21 protein-coding genes and 3 other annotated features are annotated in these 26,711 nt (G+C 34.4%); of the genes, 20 read left to right on the forward strand and 1 reads right to left on the reverse strand.

The features are described from left to right. Positions 1-45: 45 nt before the first annotated feature. The 14 genes from ACUL40_RS02800 to ACUL40_RS02865 all read left to right on the forward strand — a co-directional run bounded on the left by ACUL40_RS02800 (position 46) and on the right by ACUL40_RS02865 (position 18,337). Positions 46-777 (forward strand): Bax inhibitor-1/YccA family protein, encoded by a 732-nt coding sequence (locus tag ACUL40_RS02800; RefSeq protein ID WP_001260655.1) that lies wholly within the window; start codon positions 46-48, stop codon positions 775-777. A 105-nt stretch (positions 778-882) separates the two neighbouring features. Beyond that, complete coding sequence (locus ACUL40_RS02805; RefSeq protein WP_000975138.1) at positions 883-1,137, forward strand: DUF4318 domain-containing protein; 255 nt, start codon at positions 883-885, stop codon at positions 1,135-1,137. 161 nt (positions 1,138-1,298) lie between these two features. Further along, positions 1,299-1,634, forward strand: a complete 336-nt coding sequence (locus ACUL40_RS02810; protein WP_000982018.1) for a single-stranded DNA-binding protein — start codon at positions 1,299-1,301, stop codon at positions 1,632-1,634. A 248-nt stretch (positions 1,635-1,882) separates the two neighbouring features. Continuing rightward, the gene (locus ACUL40_RS02815) at positions 1,883-3,010 is read left to right on the forward strand and encodes a conserved virulence factor C family protein (RefSeq protein WP_000692580.1); all 1,128 of its coding nucleotides are present in this window, start codon (positions 1,883-1,885) and stop codon (positions 3,008-3,010) included. Between the two features lie 3 nt (positions 3,011-3,013). Further along, positions 3,014-3,397 (forward strand): thiol-disulfide oxidoreductase DCC family protein, encoded by a 384-nt coding sequence (locus tag ACUL40_RS02820; protein ID WP_000634888.1) that lies wholly within the window; start codon positions 3,014-3,016, stop codon positions 3,395-3,397. Between the two features lie 83 nt (positions 3,398-3,480). Continuing rightward, the gene (locus ACUL40_RS02825) at positions 3,481-3,915 is read left to right on the forward strand and encodes a BrxA/BrxB family bacilliredoxin (protein ID WP_000063706.1); all 435 of its coding nucleotides are present in this window, start codon (positions 3,481-3,483) and stop codon (positions 3,913-3,915) included. A 49-nt stretch (positions 3,916-3,964) separates the two neighbouring features. Beyond that, complete coding sequence (locus ACUL40_RS02830) at positions 3,965-4,741, forward strand: class I SAM-dependent methyltransferase (protein ID WP_139019864.1); 777 nt, start codon at positions 3,965-3,967, stop codon at positions 4,739-4,741. A gap of 40 nt (positions 4,742-4,781) precedes the next feature. Then, positions 4,782-4,996 (forward strand) — a binding site (T-box leader). Between the two features lie 45 nt (positions 4,997-5,041). Further along, on the forward strand, positions 5,042-6,730 hold the full coding sequence (argS, locus tag ACUL40_RS02835) for an arginine--tRNA ligase (protein ID WP_000384912.1): 1,689 nt from the start codon (positions 5,042-5,044) through the stop codon (positions 6,728-6,730). 112 nt (positions 6,731-6,842) lie between these two features. Next, on the forward strand, positions 6,843-7,172 hold the full coding sequence (locus tag ACUL40_RS02840; protein WP_000621475.1) for a DUF2085 domain-containing protein: 330 nt from the start codon (positions 6,843-6,845) through the stop codon (positions 7,170-7,172). 29 nt (positions 7,173-7,201) lie between these two features. Continuing rightward, complete coding sequence (locus ACUL40_RS02845) at positions 7,202-7,420, forward strand: hypothetical protein (RefSeq protein WP_000498601.1); 219 nt, start codon at positions 7,202-7,204, stop codon at positions 7,418-7,420. A gap of 137 nt (positions 7,421-7,557) precedes the next feature. Further along, positions 7,558-8,436, forward strand: coding sequence for a class I SAM-dependent methyltransferase (locus tag ACUL40_RS02850; protein WP_025709739.1), 879 nt, complete (start codon positions 7,558-7,560; stop codon positions 8,434-8,436). Between the two features lie 377 nt (positions 8,437-8,813). Beyond that, on the forward strand, positions 8,814-13,016 hold the full coding sequence (locus ACUL40_RS02855; protein WP_139846914.1) for a bacteriocin-processing peptidase family protein: 4,203 nt from the start codon (positions 8,814-8,816) through the stop codon (positions 13,014-13,016). Positions 13,017-13,108: 92 nt separating this feature from the next. Then, positions 13,109-13,349, forward strand: a binding site (T-box leader). Between the two features lie 53 nt (positions 13,350-13,402). Beyond that, positions 13,403-16,504, forward strand: a complete 3,102-nt coding sequence (gene ileS / locus ACUL40_RS02860) for an isoleucine--tRNA ligase (RefSeq protein ID WP_000416536.1) — start codon at positions 13,403-13,405, stop codon at positions 16,502-16,504. A gap of 321 nt (positions 16,505-16,825) precedes the next feature. After that, a complete protein-coding gene (locus ACUL40_RS02865) occupies positions 16,826-18,337 on the forward strand; it encodes a M36 family metallopeptidase (RefSeq protein ID WP_000482275.1) in 1,512 nt (503 codons plus the stop codon). A 106-nt stretch (positions 18,338-18,443) separates the two neighbouring features. Here the strand turns inward: ACUL40_RS02865 and ACUL40_RS02870 are convergent, their stop codons facing one another. Beyond that, complete coding sequence (locus ACUL40_RS02870; protein WP_001167912.1) at positions 18,444-18,923, reverse strand: hypothetical protein; 480 nt, start codon at positions 18,921-18,923, stop codon at positions 18,444-18,446. Positions 18,924-19,145: 222 nt separating this feature from the next. Next, positions 19,146-19,358 (forward strand) — a binding site (T-box leader). Between the two features lie 105 nt (positions 19,359-19,463). Here ACUL40_RS02870 and aspS point away from each other — a divergent pair. The 6 genes from aspS (at position 19,464) to ACUL40_RS02900 (ending at position 26,700) form a co-directional block, all read left to right on the forward strand. Then, on the forward strand, positions 19,464-20,762 hold the full coding sequence (gene aspS, locus ACUL40_RS02875; RefSeq protein WP_000377334.1) for an aspartate--tRNA(Asn) ligase: 1,299 nt from the start codon (positions 19,464-19,466) through the stop codon (positions 20,760-20,762). A gap of 173 nt (positions 20,763-20,935) precedes the next feature. Beyond that, a complete protein-coding gene (locus tag ACUL40_RS02880; protein WP_061457143.1) occupies positions 20,936-22,120 on the forward strand; it encodes a glycerate kinase family protein in 1,185 nt (394 codons plus the stop codon). Next, complete coding sequence (locus ACUL40_RS02885) at positions 22,117-23,547, forward strand: SLC13 family permease (RefSeq protein ID WP_229175019.1); 1,431 nt, start codon at positions 22,117-22,119, stop codon at positions 23,545-23,547. Before ACUL40_RS02880 ends, ACUL40_RS02885 begins: the two co-directional genes overlap by 4 nt. 128 nt (positions 23,548-23,675) lie before the next feature. After that, positions 23,676-24,359 (forward strand): response regulator transcription factor, encoded by a 684-nt coding sequence (locus tag ACUL40_RS02890; protein WP_000504581.1) that lies wholly within the window; start codon positions 23,676-23,678, stop codon positions 24,357-24,359. Positions 24,360-24,362: 3 nt separating this feature from the next. After that, positions 24,363-25,721 (forward strand): sensor histidine kinase, encoded by a 1,359-nt coding sequence (locus tag ACUL40_RS02895; RefSeq protein ID WP_229175018.1) that lies wholly within the window; start codon positions 24,363-24,365, stop codon positions 25,719-25,721. Positions 25,722-25,740: 19 nt separating this feature from the next. Beyond that, positions 25,741-26,700 carry a PepSY domain-containing protein gene (locus tag ACUL40_RS02900; RefSeq protein ID WP_000731146.1) on the forward strand — a complete coding sequence of 320 codons (960 nt, stop codon included), beginning with the start codon at positions 25,741-25,743 and terminating at the stop codon, positions 26,698-26,700. Positions 26,701-26,711: the final 11 nt, after the last annotated feature.

Raw genomic sequence — 26,711 nt, forward strand, 5'->3', positions numbered from 1 at the left:
GAAAAACTTTACACTATTGGTAGAACCTATTTTAGGAGGGAAAAAATGAGAACATCTAATCCAATGTTGAAAAAAGAGGCATTCCGTAAAGAGGGAGCAAGTGCTTCTGCGATGACGATTGGCGGAACAGTAGGCAAAACGTTCATTATGCTTATCTTGCTACTTGCAACGTCTGTCTATTCATACATACAGATGATGCAGGGGACGATGAAGATGCCAGTATTAATTGGTGCTTTAATCGTTGCGGCAATCATCGCATTTGCGTCTATGTTCTTCCCGCGTATTTCACCTTTTGGTGCACCAATCTATGCAGCGGTAGAAGGGGTTGTGTTAGGAAGTATTTCAGCAGTTTATACAATGAAATTTGGCGATTCTATCGTTTTAAATGCTGTATTACTAACAATCTCAATTCTATTTGCAATGTTAGTGTTATATGCAACACGCGTAGTAAAAGTAACGGATAAATTCCGTACAGGCGTGATGGCAGCAACACTTGGAATTATGGTTATGTATTTAGTCGTATTTCTACTAAATATGTTTGGTGTAACTGTTCCATACATTCACCAAGGTGGTACAATCGGTATTATTATTAGTGCAGTTGTTATTGTAGTTGCTGCATTAAACTTATTACTAGATTTCGATTTAATCGAAAATGGTGTACGTAGTCAAGCTCCGAAATATATGGAGTGGTATACTGCGATGGGATTAATGCTTACATTAGTATGGTTATACTTAGAAATTCTTCGTTTCGTTTCGTACTTTACGAAAAATGACTAATAAAAAAATCCTGCATGAAAAATGCAGGATTTTTTTATTTTCAAAGATATATTGAATGTATGGTATAATATGGATGATAGCAACTTGAAGTGAAGGAGATGGAATATGATGAAAGAGAAGAAGGGGATTATGAAAAAACTATTTTCTAAAAGTTTTTTCATAGAACTAGATGAAGCTTTAACGTATCCATCATCAAAAGTTATTACTTCAGCGATTGAAGGATATGCAACTGAATGCAATGAAAGATTAAAATTTGAGAGTAAAGTTAAACCGATTACTTTCTACTTAGAAAATGCAATGTACCGTGCTGAAATAAAGATGGCTCGCGGAGGATATTACATATCTTGTACTGAAGTGTAATAAATTTTGAAACCATACATGTTTGAACTATGTATGGTTTCTTTTTTTGTTTTGTAAGGTCTAAAATAATACTTTTTACTTACGGATATATCATTTTGTGCTTTTTACCATTCAAACATTTCTCCTTACAATGAAGAAAAACATGTGAGGTGGTATAACTTATGATGAATCGAGTTGTATTAATCGGTAGATTGACAAAGGAGCCAGAATTATACTACACAAAACAAGGCGTCGCTTATGCACGAATATGTGTTGCGGTGAATAGAGGATTTCGAAATAGTTTAGGTGAACAACAAGTCGATTTTATTAATTGTGTCGTTTGGCGCAAATCGGCTGAGAATGTAACTGAATATTGTAAAAAGGGATCACTCGTTGGGATTACAGGGCGTATTCAGACTAGTAATTACGATGATGAACAAGGAAAGAGAATATATAGAACTGAAGTTGTGATTGAGAGTATTACCTTTTTGGAGAGAAGGCGGGAGGGGGCATCGTAATAAAAGGTGATTTTAAGTAATAGCTTCGGAAAAAATTGTGGAAAGTATTTTAATAAACTTAATGGATAAAAAATAAAAATCATCGGAAACGAAAGCTTTTAAAATCCCGTTCCTAATTTAAAATGTAAAAAGAATGAAATAGTATGGTAGCGGGAAGAAAGTAGTAAAATTAAGCATCCGAGTAGGAGTATAGAGTGATAACATGTTACAATACAGCTAAGAACATGCAATAAAGGAGAGTTTTTTACGTGAAGATTAAAGCAATTGAACCGACGCCAAGTCCAAATACAATGAAAGTTATTTTGAATGAAGTATTACCATCAGGAGCACGTAATAATTATACAAATGAAAATAAAGAACAAGCACCAATGCAAGTGCAAGAAATTTTGAAAATTGAAGGCATTAAAGGTGTATATCATGTAGCCGACTTTTTAGCAGTGGAGCGAAATGCGAAGTATGACTGGAAAGTTTTATTACAACAAGTTCGTGCTGTTTTTGGCGAAGAAGTAGTGGAAGAAAGTGAAGAACAACAACTTGCTCATTTTGGAGAAGTGAAGGTGTTTGTTCAAATGTTCTTTACAATTCCAATGCAAGTAAAGTTAACAGATGGAACGACGGAAGAACGTGTTGGTTTACCAGATCGTTTTAAAGAATCAATTATGAAAGTGCAAATGTCTGCACCAAACGTTGTAAAAGAGCGTAAATGGGTAGAACAAAGTACACGTTACGGTAATTTTGAAGAAATTGGGAAAGAAGTAGTGGAAGAGATTGTTGCTGCTTATTCAGAAGAACGTGTAAATGAAACGGTTAAAGAATTATTAAATCAAGCAGGTGCTGTTGAAGTAACGATTCAAAAGCGTGAGCCATATAAAGTAACAGAAGAGATGATGAAAGATTCTGACTGGAAAAACCGTTTTGCAGCATTAGAACAAATGGATCCTACTGAAGAAGATATTCCAGTGTTGAAGATGGCGTTAGATGATGAAAAAGTTTCAATACGCCGCTTAGCAACAGCGTATTTAGGTATGGTAAAAGGTGATGAAGTATTACCGTTATTATATAAAGCGTTGTTAGATCGCTCTGTAAGTGTTCGCCGTACTGCAGGAGATTGTTTATCAGATGTAGGTGATCCGGCAGCGATGTTCGTTATGATTAAATCTCTGAAAGATCCAAGTAAATTAGTACGCTGGCGTGCAGCGATGTTCTTATTTGAACTTGGAGATGAAAGTGCGATTCCAGCATTAAAAGCAGCGCAAGATGATCCAGAGTTTGAAGTAGCCATGCAAGCACGTCTAGCATTAGAGCGTATTGAAGGCGGAGAAGAAGCAAAAGGTTCTGTATGGAAACAAATGACGGAGTCTCGTAAAGGGGAATAATGTATGATTGTTTTCTATGATAGTTGGTGTCCGATGTGTACGGCCGTTGCAGAACGTACGAAAAAATTAGATAAAAAGGGTAAGATGAAATTTGTTTCATTTCGAAATGAAGATGTAGTTGAGAAGTATGAACTTTCTCAAGAACTACAAAGCAAGATGGAACAAAGATTGTATATTTTAAAATATAATAAGTGGTATGACGGTATTCATAGCATACATGTATTAGCAAAGGCCGTTCCATCTTATTGGTTTGCAGTTCCTTTTATAAAGCTATCTATCGTACTTGGTTTTGGAAGTAAAGTATACGATTATATCGCTAATAATAGAAAACTTGTTCCAGTGGGACATTGCCGCGGTGGGGTTTGTGAAATCCCTACAAAAAAATGAAATCATCGTTATCTTTCTTTTGCACCTATTAATAGAGCGTGATATGATGAATTTGGAATGAAAGTTGAAGGAGAGATTACAAGATGTCAAATGCTTATGAAGAATACATGCGCCAAATGGTAATCCCAATGCGCCAAGAGTTAGTGCGTTCTGGGTTTGAAGAGTTAACTACAGAAGAAGCTGTAACAGAATTTATGGAAAATACATCAGGTACAACTTTAGTAGTTGTAAACTCTGTTTGTGGTTGTGCAGCTGGTTTAGCACGTCCATCAGCAGGTCAAGCGGTTGTTCGTGCTGAAAAACAACCTGATCATCTTGTAACTGTATTCGCAGGTCAAGATAAAGATGCTACTGCAAAAATGCGTGAATACTTCGGAGAAATTCCTCCATCTTCACCATCTATGGCATTATTAAAAGGAAAAGAAGTTGTTCACTTTATTCACCGTCATGAAATTGAAGGTGCAACTATGGACGAAATTATTACGAACTTAGAACAAGCTTTCGAAAAGAATTGCTAAAGAAGGGGGAGAGTAAATCTCCCTCTTTTCTTTATATAGAGGTGAAACAATGATCGTAACAACAGCAGGAAGAACGAACAAAGAAATGACAGATTATGCAAACGAGGTAGCAGCAGAATTAAATACTTCTTTCGTTAAACGTAATGACATACCGGTACATAAGCTACATGAGCAGTATGAACAAGATGTGCTTGTCGTAGGGAAGAACCGATTAGCTATTTATCCAAAAGGTACGGAAGAATCGTTTTTCTTTCATCCGAACTCAGCGATGTTTCGTGTGAAAAGGTTAATGCGTGGAGAACACGATCCGTTTGTACAAGCCACGCAATTAGAGAGAGGAATGACAGTGTTAGATTGTACGCTCGGGATGGCATCAGATAGTATTGTAGCTAGTTATGTTGTTGGGGAAAGCGGAAAAGTAACAGGACTTGAAGGCAATGAGTATATGGCTTATATTATGGAAAATGGTTTGAAAACATGGTCTTCATCTGTTTCTGAAATTGATGAAGCAATGCAAAGAATCCAAGTAAAGCAAACGGAGCATTTTTCATTTTTAGCGCAATGTGAAGACAATAGTTACGATGTCGTTTACCTTGATCCGATGTTTGAAGAAACTGTCATAGAATCCGATGGAATTAAAGGATTAAAACACTTCGCTTTGTATCATGATATTACTGACGAAACAATTGCGGAGGCAAAACGAGTGGCGAGAAAACGTGTCGTTTTAAAAGATCATTTTCGTAGTTCTAGATTTGAAAAACACAATTTTTATGTATACAAAAGAAAAAGTGCTAAGTTTCACTTTGGTGTAATTGACCCTTGCTAATTGTTTGAAAAGATGTATAATAAGCAATAATTAATTAAATATACTGTCTGTGATGAAGAGAGTAGTCTTTTTTAGAAGGAAAGCGAGCTAGGGATGGTGTGAGCCTAGTACGGAAGAAAAAGATGAAGCGCACTTCGGAGATGCTTCTTGAACGAATAGTAGAGAAAGCCGAGGCCCCCTGTCCTCGTTATAAACGGGAAAGTGGTTCGTAACGAACAACAAGGGTGGTACCACGGGTTAAAACTCGTCTCTTTTTTAGAGACGAGTTTTTTGTGTTTTAAAAAATAAGGAGGTTGTATCATGGATTATAAAATGCAGTTTGCGGAAAGTTTATCTAATATTTTCACGAATGAATTAACGCAAAAACAAATTTTAGATTTAATTGAAACACCGAAACAAGATGAATTTGGAGATGCAGCGTTCCCATGCTTTTCATTAGCGAAGCAATATAAAAAAGCACCAGCTCTTATCGCAAAGGAAGTTGCTGAGAAATTCAATGATCCGTTTTTTACGAAAGTAGAAGCCGTTGGTCCTTATGTAAATGTATTTTTCAATCGTGAAACTGTAAGTGATGCAGTATTAAAAACAGTTTTAGCGGAGAAAGAAGAGTTCGGTCAAAACCACTTTGGCTGTGAAAAAACAGTAGTAATTGATTATTCCTCTCCTAATATCGCGAAACCTTTTTCGATGGGGCATTTACGTTCTACAATGATAGGAAATTCGCTGAAACATATCGCTGAAAAATGTGGCTATGAAGTTGTAGGGATTAATTATATAGGAGATTGGGGAACACAGTTTGGAAAGTTAATTACCGCATATAGAAAATGGGGAAATGAAGAAGTAGTGAAAGAGGATCCAATACGTGAGTTATTTAAGTTATATGTTCAGTTTCATGCAGAAGTAAAAGAGAATGAAGAATTAGAAGAAGAAGGACGTGCTTGGTTTAAAAAGCTAGAAGAAGGCGATGAAGAAGCTGTTGAACTTTGGAATTGGTTCCGTCACGAATCATTAAAAGAATTTTCTCGTATTTATGAACTTCTCGGTGTGGAATTTACTAATTTTCAAGGCGAGGCTTTCTATAATGATAAAATGGAAGACTTTATTGGGATTTTAGAAGAGCACGACTTACTGGAAGAATCAGAAGGCGCATTAGTCGTTAATTTAGAAGAAGAAGGTATGCCGCCATGTTTAATTAGAAAGTCAGATGGTGCGACGATTTATGCAACGCGTGACTTAACGGCAGCTTTATATCGTCAAAACACTTATGGGTTTGATAAAGCGCTATATGTTGTTGGTCCAGAACAAAGCTTACATTTCAATCAATTTTTCACCGTATTAAAAAAACTTGGCTATACTTGGGTTGATGGTATGGAACACGTACCGTTTGGCTTCATTTTAAAAGATGGTAAGAAAATGTCGACACGTAAAGGAAGAGTTATTTTACTTGAAGAAGTACTCGAAGAAGCAATCGAACTTGCAAAACAAAATATTGAAGAGAAAAATCCAAACTTAAAACAGAAAGAAGAAGTAGCAAAGCAAGTCGGTGTTGGTGCAGTCATCTTCCACGATTTAAAAAATGAGCGTATGCATAATATCGAATTCTCATTAGAAAATATGCTGAAATTTGAAGGAGAAACAGGACCTTACGTACAGTACACACATGCACGTGCTTGTTCTATTTTAAGAAAAGAAAGTGTAGAATTTGAAACATGTACATTTGCTTTAAAAGACGATCATAGCTGGAGTGTCGTAAAATTACTAAATAAATTCCCGCAAATAATTGAAGCAGCTTTCAATAAAAATGAGCCATCGATTATTTCGAAATATATATTAGATGTAGCACAATCATTCAATAAATATTACGGTAATGTTCGTATATTAGAAGAGAGCAAAGAAAAAGACAGCAGACTCGCATTGGTTTATGCTGTGACGGTTGTATTAAAAGAAGGATTACGTTTACTTGGGGTGGAGGCACCTGAGGAAATGTAACATAGTAGTAAACTGACAAACTGGGTCTAGTATAAACCTGGTTTGTTTTTTTATTGGATATATATTTTTTTTGCAAAATCAATTAAAATCTTTTTAGAGAGGGTGATTCATATTGATTCGAACTTTTATTTTACAAATTCCTTGTCATAGAAGATTAGATAGGAGTTTTTTTAAACTACAAAAGTACATACCTTTATGTGCGCGTTGTACAGGCATGCTTATTGGTATTTTAATGTTTCCAATTTATTTTTATATGACACCTTCATTTCTTTTGGCAATCATACTATCATTTTTCGCTCAAATTCCGTTACTTATCGATGGGTTCACCCAAAAGTGGAAATGGAGAAGTAGCTCAAATTTGCTAAGAATAACTACTGGTGTATTAAGCGGTAATGGTATGGGATTATTCATTTCCTCTAGTGTTATATGGATATTATCTTAAGATATATAGTAATGGAGGTATTTACATAGATGTTCTGGATTTACTTAATTCTAATTTTTATTTCAGGCGGAAGTGGAATTGGTTTTATGATTCAAAATAAGTATACAGAAGCAATAATAGCTTTTGTTATTTGTATACTATTGTTTGGGCTACTGTATTATTATCTTAAAAGAAACAAAAGAAAGAGAAAAGCAGATTGTGACGATTTAGACTGTACGGATTGTTTTGATTGTGATTGTACTTGTTAAATTTTTCTTCCAAATAAAAAGCTAGTGTATTATTAAAAATACACTAGCTTTTTTGCTTTGAAATTTTAAGAAAAGTGTAGGAATACGGCTATTATATAGAGAACTTTAGTTTTGTATATAAAAGGAGGCGTTAGATGTTGGAAACGTATGATTGGAACAATAAACTAACATATTTAAAAAACACGAGAGATTTATATTACAACGACGATTATGTAAGCTTTTTAGTAAATACAGTTTGGAAGATTACTAAGCCTGTACATATCGTTGATTACGGTTGTGGATATGGTTATTTAGGATTAGTATTAATGCCATTGCTCCCAGAAGGTTCAAAGTATACAGGTATTGATAGTGGAGAAACATTATTAGCTGAAGCCAGAGAGTTGTTTCGTTTACTTCCGTATGATTCAGAATTTCTTGAAGGAGATGCTACAGAAATTGAACTGAACGATAAATACGATATAGCAATCTGTCATGCTTTCTTATTACATATGACTACTCCAGAAACAATGCTAGAAAAAATGATACATTCAGTTAAAAAGGGTGGAAAAATAATCTGTTTTGAACCACATTGGATTTCTAATATGGCTTCTTATTTACTAGATGGGGAGAAACAATCGGAATTTATTCAGCTAGGTGTTTTGCAGAAATTATTTGAAAGTGATACGCAAAGAAATGGTAAAGATGGCAATATAGGCATGAAAATACCGATATATTTAAGTGAATTAGGTGTGAAAAATATTGAATGTAGAGTAAGCGATAAAGTGAACTTTTTAGATTCAAATATGCATCACAATGATAAAAACGATTTGTATCAATCATTAAAAGAAGAGGGAATTGCAGGTGATCCGGGCGATAAGCAACAATTTGTAGAACGTTTAATAGCCAGAGGATTAACATATGATAATGCGCTAGCTCAATATGAAGCTGAACTACGATTTTTTAACATATTTCATGTGTATTCTTCTTTTGTATACGCTCCCAATATGAAAATTACATTTGGTGACATAGTTTGTTAAAAGGTATGATGTATAAGGATTGTCGTTTAATGTCGATAAGTCGATATTCGACATATAATCGCTGATAAATGTTAAGAATCGGTCGATATAATTTGAAAATCGCCGATAAAATGAAAGAATCGCTGATATATTTGAATTATCGCCGATATAATTTCATGTACTGTTTTTAACTAACAAAAGATAGGATACACATGTTACGTTATTCTATATAATCAAACAAAATACAGAGAAAGACAATCATTTTTACTATATTTTGTTATAAATTTGAATAATATTAATTAATACCATCCATTATAAGAGATTTTAGTTGAATACATACTATATGGTGTGTAAAATCTAAGCAAGTAGCAGTATAAATATAAATTCGAGGTGAATGCATGCTAGATTTTAAGCAGTTAGAAACTTGTTTAAAAGACAAGAGATTTGTAGATGGATTACAGGAAATAAATAATGAAATTGCATATATAAAAGAAACGAATACTTTATCCTATGTGAAGAATTGGCTTGCCAATATTCCTTCGCATAAGGAGTTCGATATATTAATTCGTCTTACTGATGAAGGGCTTATGCACCAATACAGTTCATTCCTCATTCGTTACGCTTATAAAAAATTCCCAAATATGAGAACGCTCTCTTTATATTGTGATGAGTTAATTGATGAGCGGAAAATTCTTGAAGCAGAGCAGCTGTTAAAAGAAACTTTAGAAGAGAGTAATAAAGAAGAAATAGATGCAGATTTTTTAGCGAAAACATATTTTACGTTAGTACGATGTCTTTTAGAAATGAAACGAAACGAAGAAGCGTTAATGTATATGCAAAAAGCAGAGGAGTACAGTGCACGCGCAGTGTTTGATAAATGGGGCTACGTTTATATGCATACAGGTGAATGGGAGAAAGCGGAAGAACAATTTATTGCTGGCATGCAGCATAAAGATTGTGAAGAGTTATCTACCTATTTATTATCACAATTGTATGCGAATAAAGGAGAACAAAAACGCGCGATACAGTTAATCGATGATGCAATTGTAAAATTCCCACAAGTACCATATTTTCATTTTGAGAAGATAAAGTATTTATTAGATTTAGAGCGATATGAAGAGATGTTAGCGGTAATAGATAACATAAATACTCAGCTGCCGTATCATGCCTATAATACTTACTTTGTACATTTACGTGCAGAAGCACTGTACAAAATGAATAAATTTGCAGATTTACAAAAACTATTAAAAGAAGAAAAGAGTTTAAAAGAATCTTTATATCATAATTTAGAAAAAAATCCGGATGGAAAAAAGGTTCACTTGCCGATAGTTCCTATTGTACAAAAGGATAATTATTGTGTTCCGACAAGTTTAGAGATGATGTTGCGTATATGGGGAGAGAAACGTACACAAGATGAAATAGCAGAGTTTATTTTTGATATGACAGGTTCGAAGTTTTCAGATACTGTTTCTTATTTAGAAGAATTAGGTTATGAATATCGTTATTTTAAAGGGAATGAAGAGAATTATAAGAGACTGATTGACGAAGGAATTCCTGTTTTATTAAGTATAGATATTGAGCATGCTTCACACGTACAAGTTCTATCTGGATATGATGATACATTGCAAGCTTTCTATGTTCAAGATCCAAACTTTATAGAACCAGTTCTTGTGGAATATAGTAAATTACAAGAAAAATATCGTTATACAGGCTGTTTAGCAATCACGTTTGTTCCGAAAGAAAAGAAGGAGCAACTAGCGTTTCTAAGTGAGGAAGAAAATCGTTACTTTAAATCTATTTTTTCTCTTACGGATCATTTAGATGAACATGACAAAGAGGGGATTAGTAACTTAGTACAATTTTTAAAAGAAACGAGTGATAATCCAAATACGTGGTTATATACGATAAAGCACTTAGATGTTGAAGTAGATAAAGAATTTATTTTATATTGTATCGATAAGTTAATGGAAAAGTTTCCGAACTCGGACTTTGTTAAATTGCATGGTGCACAGTGTTTTATTCGTCTTCAAGAAGTAGAGAAAGCGGAGCAAATGCTGACAAGCGTTGAGAAGAAAAATAATCGTGCTTTATATCATTTAATAAACGGAAGATATGCTTTTGAGCAGGAAAGTTATATAGAAGCGATTTCAAGCTTTCGTTCATCGTTACAATTAGACGCAGATCAGCCTATTGCTTGGAGTTTTCTCGCTTTATCCTATATGTATATTGATCAATCTGAAAAAGCATTGCAATACTCTCAAGTTGCGTTAGAGCGTAGTCCTGAAAGGTTCACTTTAACAAATCACGGTTTAATATTAATAGATTTAGAAAGATATGAAGAAGCATATGAAATCTTTAATGACTTGTTAAAAGAGTATAAATATGAAGCGCATGTATGGTATGAACGAGCGAGATGTGCACATCAACTAGGGAAATTATATTTAGCAATAAAAGGGCTTAAAGTAGCGATTCGTTTGGATAGTAATGCACCTTACATTTATACGAAACTTTCGGAAATATACGAATCTGATTTGAAGGATGAGGAAAGTGCGAAAGAAATTTTATTAAACGGTATTGAGAATTGTGATGATAAAGCACCTCTTTACGTAAAATTAGGTGATTATCATTTTCAAAATGATAGCTTGGAAGAAGCAGAAGTATTGTATAAGCGTGCTTTAGAAGAAAATGATGAGGATGTTTATTCTCACTTCGGACTTACACAAGTTTATATGGCAAGAGAACAATATAAGGAAGCAAAAGAATATATACTTGGTCTTGAGAAGCAAATTGAAAAGAGCCAAGATTTCCTCATGAATGCAGGAATGGTTTTATGGGATGCTGAAATTGAACTTGGTGGAAATGAAGAAGGGTTTAAAGTAGCACTATCTAAGTTAGAAAATGGTATAAAGAAAAGTGATTATAATGTAGCAAGTGCGTTAGATGAATATGTGAATCGAATTAAAGGAACGGAATTTGTACAACGAGGTATAGCATTTTTAAGAACGTTACACAAAGAAAGAAATGAAGTAAGTGAGTACGGTTGTTATGCAGGTATTTTATATGAATCTATTGGACAGTACGGCCAAGCGATGAAAAGATATAATAAGGCGATAGAACAAATGGAAACGGCATTACCGTATTACCGAATTGGTGAAACACTTATGGCATTAGGGCAATTGACGGAAGCAAAACAAGCGTATGAAACATGTTTAGAGCTTGATGGGAATTTCGTAGGTGTACATTTACAGCTTGCGGAAATATACGAAAAAGAAGAAAACCGTTCTAAAGAACAAAGTCATATGGTTCAGGCGATGAAAGAAGAGCCGTTGCATATTAATATGGAATATTTAGCACAGCTTTCAGTAGATATGAATCTTCAGGAAGAATTGCTGACTGAACTAGAACAATTAGTGGACGAAGTACCTGAAATATGGCGTTTAGATGCGATTGCATATGTGTACGGAGCGATGAATGAAATAGATAAAGAACAAGCACAGGTTGAATACGCACTACAATTAGATGGTGAGCATATAGAAGTTCTATATCATTATGCAAAAGTATTAGTGAAAAAAAGAAATGTAAAAGCAATTGAAGTTGCAATGAAAGTAATACAAAAAGATTTTGATAATGAACGTATATTTGATGTTTATGTAAAAGCAGTAGAGCAACATAAAAAATTGTCTAACATACGAGATTTTCTTCATACGTTAAAGGTGAAAAAAGCAGAAAGGAGTACAGCATTCATGTATGCTGCAGCTGCAGTTACGGAAATATGGATTGAACGCCAGCTGCATGAACAGCCAAAACGATCTATCATTACGAGAGCTTTTTATCGTATGAAAAATCGTGCGAAAGAAATTTCAATGGTTACTATGATAATTGATTTATATGAAATCTCTTTAAAGTTAAATCCGAAAAATAGTATGGCAGCACAGCGATTTGCGCTATTTTATGAGAATGTAGAGATGAATAAAGAAGCAATAGAGATTCTGCACACGTCACTAGAAAATAAATGGGATTATGACGTAGCGAAGCAACTTGTAAATCTTTTCGTTGAGTGCGAGGAAGAAGATATGTTAAGAGATGCTTTGGAATTAACGAAACAAATGGTTCGAGAACTACCAGATGATTATGATACTCTTCTTCTGCAAGCACAAGTATTCTTTAAAGCAAGGGAAGAAAGAAAAGCAGAAAAGATTATCTTACAATTAACAGAGCAAACACCGTTTGTAAGTAGAGCATTTCTTGCTTTAGGAGAAATATATCAAAGTCAAGAAAGGTTTGAAGAGGCAATTCATGTATTAGAAAATGCTTCTATACATCATCCAAATGAAACAGCAATTCTTCTTTCTTTAGCATCTTCATATCATGGTGCCGGCCAAACGATAAAGGCAGAAAAAATAACAAATGAAGTATTAATAATTGACGCGAGTGATTTGTTAGCAAGATATGATCGAGCTTGTTATTTAGCACAGTTAAATAGAAATGAAGAGGCGAAGGAAGAGCTTGAATTTGTCCTTCGTGAGGATGAATCGGGATTCTTTGCTGAACTTATTGAGGATGATGAAAATTTAGCAGCATTGCGAGAGTTTGAAAAGTAATTGTATAAGAATAGGGGAAAAAGATAAGGATATATTTTGAATTAGTTGACAATTAGTTGCTAAATGGCATAAAATAACTTTTAACAAAGTATACAAATCTGAAGACGAGAAAGAGTAAAATAGTGAGCTGTTCTCCAGAGAGCCGGTATATTGCTGAAAGCCGGTGTGCAGACGTTATTTGAAAATCATCTCCGAGGAGCCGAGGCTGAAAGTAAGTAAGCCCGGACGGATGTCTACCGTTACAAAGAACACGTATGATAGTATGTTGCTAAGTGCTATTAGTGAAAAAGCTAATAGAATTAGGGTGGTATCGCGGGTAAACCCGTCCCTACTTTATAGGGACGGGTTTTTTGTGTGCTTTAAAATATTCAAAGGAGTGATTGTATATGGAAAAAGTAGATGTAAAAGAATCAGCTGTAGGAAGAGAAATGCGAATTCGCAAACAGTGGAACGAACAAAATATTTTCGAACAATCAATTCAGAATCGAGAAGGCGCACAGTCTTTCGTATTTTATGAAGGACCACCAACGGCGAACGGACTACCGCATGTAGGTCATGCACTTGGACGAACAATTAAAGACTTAGTAGCAAGATATAAAACGATGGCTGGTTATAAAGTGTTAAGAAAAGCAGGATGGGATACACATGGTTTACCTGTAGAATTAGGCGTTGAGAAGCAACTTGGTATTTCTGGTAAACATGAGATCGAAGAATATGGCATTGAACCATTTATTCAAAAGTGTAAAGAGAGTGTTTTCACATATGAGAAGCAGTGGCGCGAATTCACTGAAAGTATTGGTTATTGGGTAGATATGGATGATCCATATGTAACTTTAAAGAATCCATATATCGAAAGTGTATGGCATATTTTGGGGACAATTCATGAAAAAGGATTGTTATATAAAGGACATAGAGTTTCACCATACTGCCCAAGCTGCCAAACCTCATTGAGCTCACATGAGGTTGCGCAAGGGTATAAAACAGTAAAAGATTTAAGTGCAACTGTGAAGTTTAAAGTGAAAGATAGTGAAAATGAGTATTTCTTAGGTTGGACAACGACACCTTGGACACTTCCAGCAAACGTTGCGCTTGCTGTCCATCCAAATATGGAATACGTTAAAGCAAAACAAGAAAGTCATGTATACATTGTTGCGAAAGAACGTGTACAAGAAGTATTAAAAGAGAACTATGAAGTATTATCTGTTCATAAAGGCGAAGAATTATTAAACACATCTTATACAGCGCCATTTCCGATGAAAGAAGTTACAAATGGTTACCGCGTTATTGCAGCAGATTTTGTAACGGGAGATAGTGGTACAGGACTTGTTCATATTGCTCCAGCATATGGAGAGGACGATTATAGAGTTGTTCAAAGTGAAGGATTGTCATTCTTGCACGTTGTAGATGAAAAAGGTGAGTATACAGAGGCAGTACCATTTTTGAAAGGGAAATTTGTAAAAGATTGTGACGTGGATATCGTTCGTTATTTAGCGAAGGAAGGTTTACTGTATCATAAAGAAAAATATGAACATAGCTATCCGCATTGCTGGCGTTGTGATTCACCACTACTTTATTATGCAGGAGAAAGTTGGTTAATCCGAACAACTGCAATTAAAGATACATTTTTACAAAATAATGATTCTGTTACTTGGTATCCGGATCATATGAAACATGGGCGCTTTGGTAAGTTTTTAGAAAATATGGTGGACTGGAATATTAGCCGAAATAGATATTGGGGAACGCCATTGAATGTATGGGAATGTGAAAGTTGTGATCATCAGTTCGCACCGAAAAGCATTGCCGAATTAAGAAAGAATAGTACGAAAGAAACACCAGAAGATTTGGAATTGCATAAGCCTTATGTAGATGAAGTGCAAGTCTGCTGCGGGAAATGCGGAGGCACAATGAATCGTACACCAGAAGTGATTGATGTTTGGTTTGATAGTGGTTCTATGCCATTTGCACAATATCATTACCCATTTGAAAATAAAGAGTTATTTGAAGAGCAGTTTCCAGCGGATGTTATTGCAGAAGGAATTGATCAAACACGCGGCTGGTTTTATAGTTTATTAGCAGTATCAGCACTATATACAGGAAAAGTACCGTATAAACGAGTGTTATCACTAGGGCATGTTTTAGATGAAGAAGGGCAGAAAATGTCTAAAAGCAAAGGAAATGCACTAGATCCAGTTGATTTAGTAGATAAATTTGGTGCAGATGCGCTAAGATGGGCTTTACTTGTTGATAGTGCCCCGTGGAATGCGAAGCGTTTTTCTGAAAGAACAGTACTGGAAGCGAAATCTAAATTTGTAGATACATTAGTCAATGTGTATAGCTTCTACGTTTTATATGCAAATTTAGATGAGTATAATCCGAAAGAAACGTATGATGTAAAGCTTACGAAATTAGACGAATGGGTATTATCAAGATTGCATAGTACAACGAAAAAAGTGAGAACTGCACTTGATGATTATCAATTTACGAATGCAGCTCGTGAAATTGCAGCACTTGTAGATGAAGTGAGTAACTGGTATGTAAGACGCTCACGTAATCGTTTCTGGGAATCTGGTATGAACGCTGAGAAAGCAGCTGCGTATGAGACACTTCATGAAGTGCTTGTAACAATTAGTAAATTAATTGCACCATTTACACCGTTTGTCGCGGAAGACATTCATCTAAATTTAGAAGGAAGCAGCGTTCATTTAGCCGATTATCCAGTTGTAAATGAATCACTACTTCAACCAAAATTAGAAGCGGAAATGGATGCTGTTTTACAAGTTGTTGAACTTGGAAGAAGTAACCGTAATCAGCATTCTTTAAAAGTAAAACAGCCGCTAGCAGAACTTGTATTACTTGAGCATAACGAGAATGATATGGATTGGGAATCTTATCGTGATATCGTTATGGATGAGTTAAATGTAAAAGCGTTCCATGTTGAACTCGATGAAACAAAATACACATCATATCAATTGAAGCTTAATTTTAAAACAGCGGGGCCAAAATTCGGTAAAAATGTGAATGCAGTGAATGGTTGGCTAAAACAATTATCACAAGAAGAAGTACAAAACTTTGTATCAACAGGAAGAGCAGTTTACGAAGCAACACCAGAAGGAGAAGTAGTTGTAACTGCTGAAGATGTGTTAGTTGAGAAAGTTGCAAAATCAGGATTCTCTAATACGACTAACGGACAATATACAGTTATGTTAGATACGAATGTAACGGAAGAATTGTTACAAGAAGGAGTAGCGCGTGAATTCATTCGTGCGGTTCAAGAATACCGTAAACAGTTGAATTTACCAGTTAATTTACGAGTCGATATTATTCTTGATACAGAAGAAGAACTACAGCGAACGTTAACGAACCATAAAGATTTATTGGAAGAAAACTTACTCGTTAAACAATTTACATTTGGTCACTTAACGAACGAAGATGATGAACTTTCTTTAGGTGAAACAAAACTTAGAATTAAATTAAGTGCAGCTAATTAAAGAAAAAAGGAAGTTGGAATGATTCCAACTTCCTTTTTTGTATGATTAGAATTTATTTGACTATACATTCGATAGGACCACTAGCAATTGTCTTTTTTCATAGCGTACCGAACACAATACTGTAGAAATATATTTCTACAGTATTGTGTTCAATTTATACATAAATATTGAGAAAATTTCACTTACCCTAAATGGAAAGGTAATAGAAGTGTTCATAGAGAATTACTCGTAGATTCAATTTTTATCCATCCATTTTGCGGGGAATGATTGCCTAGTGGTAACGGGATAAGGTTGAGCTACTTTATTAGGGGGAGTGGTTCTATGTTTAATAAAAAAATGGTGGCAATGGCAATGACTGTACCGTTAGTAATGGGGACGATTTCTACGGTTTCGGCATTGGAAAAACAACAGCAAGTAAAGTTAGAAGCTTATTCGCCACAGAAAAAAGCAACTGAATATTTAAAAGAAAATGCTGCGCAGTATGGATTGAAAACAGACCTTTCAGACTTGCAATATATTTCTACAACAGAAACGTCAGTAGCTTCATATGTTAGGTTCCAACAAGTTGTTAATGGTGCACCTGTATTTTCAAAACAAATAACAGTTACGCTTAACGGAGAGGGAAAGGGAGTACTCGCTGTTTCTGATTATCAGCCTGTTACAGGTGTGAAGGAAGTAACGACAAAAATTAGTGAAAAAGATGCAATACAAAAATCAATGGCGTATGTTGGAGAAGCAAGTGAGCAAAATTTATGGGCTCCTACAGATAAAGAGTTTGGATATATTGTTGAAGAAGGAATTGCTCGTCCAGTATATAAAGTTGTAGTCCATTCTAATAATCCATTTGGTGCATGGGAAACATTTATTGATGCAGAAAATGGAAAGTTAATTAAAAAGGTTGATATAAACCGAAAAGCTGAAGGGTCAGGAAAAGTATTTTTACCTAACCCAGTTGTATCTAGCGGTAGTAAAGTAGGCTTAAAAGATAATAACGATGCAGATTCAACAGCTCTAACGAACCAACTGAAAACTGTTACGTTAAAAGGTTTAGATGGAACAGGATTTTTAATTGGAGAGTATGTAACGATTTCTTCAAAAGCGAGAACAAAATCTACGAATTTACAATTTAACTATACACGCGCAAATGATAGCTTTGAAGATGTTATGTCGTACTATCATATCGACACATTGCAACGTTACATTCAAAGTCTAGGATTTAAAAATATTAATAATCGTTCGATTAAAGTGAATGTGAATGGAACAACAGCTGATAACTCATTCTATTCACCGACAACGAAAGCTTTAACATTTGGTACTGGCGGTGTTGATGATGCAGAAGATGCTGGAATTATCGCACATGAATACGGACATTCAATCCAAGATAACCAAGTTCCTGGCTTTGGTAGTTCAGCAGAAGGCGGAGCGATGGGAGAAGGATTTGGCGACTTCCTAGGTGCTACGTATGAAGATGCTGTATCGACTACTGGATATGGTAAAGCATGTGTTGGAGAATGGGATGCGACAGCTTATTCTAGTTCAGATCCAACATGCTTACGCCGATTAGATACGAATAAAGTATATCCGAAAGATATAACGAATGAAGTGCATGATGATGGTGAAATTTGGGCTCAAGGCCAATACGAAATGGCACAAGCTTTTGGCCGTGATGTAGCAACAAAAATCATTTTACAATCACACTGGTCATTAACACCAAACTCTAAATTCAGTGATGGAGCGAAAGCGATTAAGCAAGCGGATGCTCTTTTATATGGCGGACAACATGCTGCTGATATCGATCGCATTTGGGCAGCGAGAGGCATTAGTACGAATTAATATAAAAAGTCGTGGCATTATAAGCCACGACTTTTTAATTTGCTTAAGAACTGGTACTAGTAAATAAAGCTATATCAATGATAGTGTGAATATATCCGTATCCCATTTACTTTTTGGCTTCTTTAAAAACAAAATGCTCTTTAAATTTTCTAGATTCAACTTTTTGACCATTTCGCATCGATCGGAATGGGTGTTCTTGCCATGTAATAATAACATCAACTTCATCTGCTTTTGTAGCAACGGGTAAATTAGCGTGTTCAAATCCAGTTTTTCCACTTGCCAAACGACTTTCCTTTAGGGAAAAGAGTTCATATTTCGTTTTCTTATTTGGTTCGTTGCGGAATACTTCGACGTTTACATTATATACTTCACTATTCCCGACATTCTTTACTGAAAAATGATATGTTTGAAATTCATCTTTTTTAGCTTGAAGCATATTCTTGTTTGTTTTTTTCGGTTTATCAATATTCACTTGCCATTGATCAGAGTTTTGAGAGATTGGTAAAGATTTTGGTGAATAGGCATACGTTTCGTTTACTACAATTAAGCAAAACAAAAGGAGAAAGAAACTAATTGCTTTTTGCATAAACACACCTCGCTTTAAAATTTTTATTAATATGCGTAAATGAATTAGTTTTTATGTAAAAATTGGAAAATGTTAAAGGTGTAATTTTGGATTTAATACATAAGAATATGTATTACAAAATTAACTTTTCACACTTTAGAAGAATCTAGGAGTTAGAAAATCAGAATGTTTTAAAAAAGGCTTGCATTTTATAAAGTAAGGAGTTAGAATACTCTGTAAATATAAAAAGTGATGATCAGGAAAAGTACATGGTGCAAAGGTCTACAGAGAGCAGCTGGTTGCTGGGAAGGTTGCGATACCGCATGATGGAAAGACACCTGTGAGTGTTGCTTTGAACGTGATTATTAGTAAAAGCAAACGGTACCTACCGTTATCAGGGCTAAGATGGTCAATATGACAATTTGGGTGGTACCGCGGAAAAAATCCGTCCCTATTTATAGGGGCGGATTTTTGTATTCTTTGAAAGGGGGTGAGTGACCGTGGATGATGACGATGACAACAATAACGTAAATAAATATAAAATTACTGGAGGGAAAAATAATGGATTCAATAATGAAGCGTTCACTCACAAAAGAATGTACAAAGAAAAGCGGAAAGGTTGTATTACTTCAAGGATGGGTAAAAAAGATTCGACATCTTGGAAATGTTAGTTTTTTATTATTACGGGACAGAACAGGAGTAATTCAATGTGTATTAGAAAATGAATTGGCCGGATATAAAGTTGATGTAGAAAGTGTTGTCCATGTAATCGGTGAAACAGTCGAGACGTCGAAAACAGAATTGGGTGTTGAAGTACTTGCTCATGAAGTGAAAGTAATAAACGGTGCAGAGCCACTTCCATTTGAAATAAATAAAAAGAAGTTACAAGTTGGCTTAGATCAACTACTTAATGAGCGAGTAATATCATTAAGGCATGAGCGAACCGCAGCGATTTTTAAAGTGAAATCTACACTCGTTCAGAGCTTTAGTGAATTTCTTATAGAGAACGATTTCACACGGATCTTTACGCCGAAAATTGTTTCGCAAGGGGCAGAAGGAGGAGCAAATGTTTTTAAGCTTCCATACTTCCAAAAAGAAGCTTATTTAGCACAATCACCACAGTTTTATAAGCAAATGATGGTGGCAGGTGGGTTAGAACGAGTTTTTGAAATTGCACCTGTATATAGAGCGGAACATCATAATTCTTCCCGTCATTTGAATGAATATATATCGTTAGACGTAGAACTTGGTTTTATTCATGATTTTTATGAAGTGATGCAACTAGAAACGGATGTTTTACGATATATGTTTCAACAAGTAGCGAAAAAATGTGAAATAGAACTACAACTATTACAAATAGAAGTACCTGTTATTACTGAAATACCTAAAATTACATTGTTAGAAGCACAAGAAATTTTGAAAAGTAAGTATCGTAAAGAATCTCCTGTAGGGGATTTAGATACAGAAGGTGAAAAGTTACTAGGGAAATATGTAAAGGAAACATATAATAGTGAATTTGTTTTCATTACACATTATCCGAAAGAAGCGAGACCGATGTATACGATGCAAAATAAAGAGAATCCAGCTATTACTGATTCATTCGACTTATTATATAAAGGGCTAGAAATAACGTCAGGGGCACAGCGAATTCATAATTATGAATTGTTACTCGCTTCGTTTAAAGAAAAAGGATTACATCCAGAGAAATTTCAATCTTATTTAAATACATTCCGATATGGTTGTCCACCACATGGAGGTTTCGGAATTGGGTTAGAAAGGATTGTATATAAACTATTAGAATTAACAAATGTACGAGAGGCTAGTGCTTTTCCAAGAGACTGTACAAGACTTATCCCTTAATAATGAGGAGGGATGTATCCGTTGTGCTATTTTATAGTACAACGGTTTTTTAGTTCCTAAAATTCAGCAATTTCTCACCAGATTTTAATGTAAGCTTAATTGTGCTCTCTTTTTTCACCTTTAATATAAGCCGTAGATACGAAAGATATATAAGGTGAAGGGAGAAATAATACATGCGTATTTTAGTTGTACCATCAGGATTTAAAGAAAGTTTAGGGGCGAAGGAAGCTGCTGATGTAATGAAAGAAGGGATTTTAAAAGTTATGCCACTTGCTACTGTAGAGACTTTACCAATGGTTGATGGTGGGGAAGGTTTTACAGAGACAATTATAAATATTACTGGTGGAAAAATGTATAAAGTACAAGTAATGGGACCTGTTGGAGATGAGATACAATCTTATTTTGGTGTTTTTGAAACGAGAAATGGTGAGCGTACAGCTGTTATTGAAATGGCTGCAGCGGCTGGGCTACGCCTTGTACCGAGAGATTTACGTGATCCAAGAAAAACGACTACTCATGGTGTTGGACAGTTAATAGAATTAGCTTTAAATAAAGGGGTAGATCGTATATTAATAGGGTGTGGTGATTCAGGTACATCTGATGGAGGAGCTGGTATGGCTCAAGCATTAGGTGTAAAGTTTTTAAATAGAGATGGAAAGGAATTGCAAATTCAAGGAGGAACATCTTTATTACAAGTTTCGAAAATAGATACATTACAAGTAGATCCTAGATTAAGGCATGTTCAAATCGATGTTGCTTGTAATTGGTTTAATCAATTATGCGGTGAGCATGGAGTAGCTAGAGTGTTTGGTCCGCAAAAGGGTGCTAACGAAGAACAAGTAATAGAACTAGAAAAAGCATTGGAGCGCTATGCTTCTATTATAAAAAAAGATATAGGTATAGATGTACATCATACACCAGGAAGTGGTGCATCTGGCGGTCTTGGTGCTGGACTACAAGCTTTAATTGGGGCAACACTTCATCCGAGATACGATATTATTATGAAGTATATGGATTTAAATAAACTATTGTTAAAGTGTGATCTTGTATTTACCGCGGAAGGAAGTATAGATTTTCAAACACCACGTGGAAAAATTCCAGCTGAGGTGGCTAAATGTGCAAAAAAATATGGGTTACCAGTAATAGCGTTAGTAGGGACAGTCGGTAAAGGAGCACGTATTAATTATGATTACGGAATTGATGCATATACAAGTATACTACCAATGCCATCTTCTTTGGAAAATGCATTTTCAAATGCAGAGAAATGGCTTCGTGATTGTACAGAGAGTACGATGCGTACAGTGTTAGTCGGTTATCAAATCGCTTCTCGGCTGAATAAAAGTGGGTACGTATCATGATTGAAAAAAATGTAGTGGAATTACATGTGAATAGTACTGATAATCCGAAAACTAAGCCATCTTGGGTTATTCCCGTAGCGCTTATATTAATGGCAGAAATAGTTCTTTTGCTTCCATCATCATTAACGATGGAAGCGAAATGGAGTTTGTTTGGATTTTGCTGTGCAATTATATTATGGACAACAACAACGATAAATTCGGCCTATATTGCACTCGGTTCTGTATTATTTCTAATTATTTCAGGAACAGCAAAGCAAGATCTTTTATTTGATTCGCTAGCTTCGGATGTGATTTGGCTTATGATCGGTTCGTTTATTTTAGGAAGAGCACTTCAAATTACCGGTCTAGCTGAAAAAATGACGTACTTTGTTGTAAATCGCGCTCGTAATATATCAGGCTTATGCTGGATTTTAACGATGATTATTCAAATACTTGCCTTTTTTATTCCATCTACATCGGGACGCGCAGCGGTTGTATTACCTGTTTTTCAAGCTATATCTAAAGAAATTGGAAGTAGAAGAATTACGAAAGCATTAGCAATTTTAATGCCTACTGTTATTTTAGTTTCAACAAGTTCTACAATTATTGGTGCAGGCTCACATTTAATCGCGCTAGATATGTTAAAGGAATTTAATAATAAAAACATTACGTTCGTAAAGTGGTTAATATGGGGATTACCATTTGGAGTCATAATGAGCTTTATATGTTGTCGCGTAATATTATTTTTATTTTTAGATAAAGAAGAAGTAAAGACGAAACTACAGCCGAAAAAAGTGCAGGTTAAATTATCAAGAAATGAAAAATATACAATAACTATTTTAATAGCGATGGTAACTTTTTGGTTAACAGAGTCGTTACACGGTTTGGAAATTGCTACTGTAACTATAATCGGAGTTTTTTTATTAACTTTACCAAAAGTCGGTGTGATGAAGTGGAAAGAAAGTTTGAAAGGTGTCTCCTGGAACTTAATTTTATTTGTTGGAGCAGCAATTGCATTAGGAAAATCATTAATGGAAAGTGGTGCAGCGCAATGGATTATGCAGAAGTTATTTTCTGTAACAAAATTTATTGATGATCAATCAATTTTCATTGTGCTACTAGTAATTGTTATTCTTTCCGTAACATCACATTTATATATTACATCTCACACTACGAGAGCAGTAATTTTTATTCCGCCACTACTATACTTTGCAACTAGTCTACAATTAAATGAAGTAACTGTCTTATTTATAGGTATTGTTGGAATGAATTATTGTTTAACCTTTCCGGTCAGTTCTAAGGCACTACTATTATTTCAAGAAAGTGATAGAGAAACTTTTCAACCACAAGATTTATTAAAATTAAGTAGTTATTTAAGCGTTATTTATATATTTGTAATGGTTATATTTTACTATGCATATTGGCAATGGGTTGGATTGTCTCTTTAAAAATCAGGAATATATTTCATTCCTGATTTTTTTCATTAAGGATAAAATATATTGGGTATTTTTTCTTTTGAAGGAAAGTATTACTTGTTATACTAAAATGGTGCAAATATATATTATAGGAGGCTTTTATGGGAGAAAGGATTTTAATCGTTGAGGATGAAGAAAAAATTGCTCGTGTCGTGCAGTTAGAATTAGAATTTGAAGGATATGAAAGTGAAATTGCAAAAACAGGTACAGAGGCAATGGAAAAGTTCAGCAATGGTAACTGGGATTTAATATTACTTGATGTAATGCTTCCAAATATAAGTGGGTTAGAAGTTCTTCGAAGAATACGTTTGAAAAATGCTGTAATACCTATTATTTTATTAACTGCTCGTGACTCAGTTGTTGACAAGGTTAGTGGTTTAGATCAAGGAGCAAGTGACTATATCACAAAGCCTTTTCAAATAGAAGAATTATTAGCGAGAATTCGTGCTTGTTTAAGAATTTCAAATGTAGTAAAAGAAGAGGAAAATAGTAGTTATCAAATTGCAGATTTATATTTAGATGAGAAAACGAGAGAAGTGAAAAGAGGGGATAATCTAGTCGACTTGACACCACGTGAATTTGATTTATTACTCTTTTTAATGAAGCATGAAAATCAAGTGTTAAACCGTGAGCAAATTGTAACGAATGTTTGGGGATTTGATTATTATGGCGATACAAATGTTGTTGATGTATATATTAGATATTTGCGTAAAAAAGTAGATTGTAATGTGGACGTACCACTTATTCACACTGTTAGAGGTGTTGGGTATGTCTTAAAGGGGTAATGTATGAAAATTAAAAATAAAATATATTTATTCTCTACAGTATGGTTACTACTTATTTTATTAATTATTAATAGTTCAATATATTTTTTGTTTTATAAAGTGACTACGAACGGAGAGTTAGAACGATTGAAACGTGAGGCAATACATATCATTGATGGAATGAACGCAGATTCAGCAAAAGAAGTAGATGCAATAAGTCTATTGCAACCATACTTACCTTCAAACGGTATGATTAGAATTATTAATGAAAATTCAAAGGTAATGATTAGGCAAGAAGTAGATAGTACAAAACCAATTCCGGCATTAAATACGAAATTTGAAAGAAAAGAATCCGCTGGAATTTATGAGAAGAACGAGGGTGAATTTGCTTATATAAAAATGCCAATCATTTGGAATGATGGGAAAATCGTTTCGTTAGAAATGACAGAACGTTTAGATAGTTTGCAAGAGAATTTAAATATGTTAAAAAATGTATTAGTTATTGCATCACTTTTCGTTTTAATTCCATCTTTTTTTGCGGGAAGAATGTTAAGTAAACTCATTTTAAAACCTGTAAATTCTTTAATACAAACAATGGAGCATATACAAGATAGAGGGATATTCAAAAAAATACCGCTTGAGAATAAATCAAAAGATGAATTGCACATAATGGGAACGACATTTAATAAAATGATTGATTTATTACATCAGAACTTTGAAAAGCAACAACAGTTCGTTTCAGATGCTTCGCATGAATTAAGAACACCGTTAACAGTTATTGAAAGTTATGCGAAATTATTAAAAAGATGGGGAATGAAAAAACAAGATGTTTTAGAAGAATCTGTAGAGGCGATATACTCTGAAGCAGTAAGAATGAAAGGCATGACAAATCAAATGTTACTGCTTGCCAACAGTAGAGCAGAGTGGAAGTTGGAAACGAAAGAATCAGATTTAGTTCGATTATGTAAGATGACTGCGGAACAACTAGAAAAAACATATAATCGAGATTTTCGTGTTATTACAGAGGAAGAAAAGATTATTGTAAATATTGACGAACAAAAAATAAAACAAGTATTAGTAGTTTTATTAGATAATGCAATGAAATACAGTAAAGATTCAATCGATATGATAGTAGGAATACAAAAAGAAAAAGTCTTTTTTTCTATTCAAGATTACGGTATGGGAATTCCTAAGGAAGATATACAGAAAGTGTTTGATCGTTTCTTTCGAGTTGATAAAGCGAGGAGCAGGGAAACAGGGGGTACTGGTTTAGGTTTATCGATTGCCAAACAAATTATTGATGCTCATGAAGGAGATATACAACTTGAAAGTGAAGAAGGAAAATGGACGAAAGTTACAGTAAATTTACCTCATTTTTTATAAAGGGATAGGAGCTTTATAAATGAAAAAGAAATGGAAAATTGCATTGTTCGTTTGCTTTGCGGTTGTAAGTGTAGCGTTTGTATCACAACGTATTGTTTCAAAGCAAGGAGAAAGAATATTATCTGAGAAGCAAATTCAAAGTATTGTATCTGAACAGTATCCTGGGAAAATTAAAAGTATGAAATTAGTAAATAAAGGGGAACAAGATTTTTATAGGGTAAACCTTTCAAATGAACAAGGTTTATATGAAATAATAGTAGATGCCAAAAATGGAGAGGTAAAACGTGCAAAAGAAATAGCATTAAAAAGTAATACAATAACGAAAGAGAAAGCAGAAGAAATGGCGCTACAGGAAGTACAAGGTGTAATTAAACATACTATATTAGAAAAGAGAAATGAGATAGAAGTGTTCGTAATTACGGTAGAAACAAATGATAAGAAAAGTAAGGTAGTTGAGATTGAAAAAACAACTGGTAAAATTCAATTGTCAGAAAAACCGATGACAAAAATTACAGAAGAGCAGGCAAAAGAAATTGCAGTGCAGCAAGTGCCAGGGAATGTAAAGGGAATTAGGCTTGAGCAAAAAAATGAAAAAAATATATATGTAATAGAAATAGAGAAAAGTGCAAGTGAAAATGTAATCGTAGAAATTGAAGAAACTACAGGCGCTTTAATTGGTAGTTCACAAATACCAAAAGTTATAACAGAAGAACAGGCGAAAGAAGTTGCGTTACAAAAAATACAAGGTGGATTTATTGAGAAGGTAAGTATAATTGATATAAATGGTACGGCTACTTACCAAATTATTATAAAAAAACAAACTGAAACTGTTGATGTAAGAGTACATACAATAACAGGAGAAATTTTATCAACTACAGCAGTAAATAACGCTATTCAGCAAAAGGAGCCATCTCAACAACAAGATGACGATGATCAAGAAGAAGGCAATGATAATCAAGATGATGATGACGAAGGATAATCACAAAAATA

Source organism: Bacillus sp. KNSH39 (assembly GCF_052656585.1).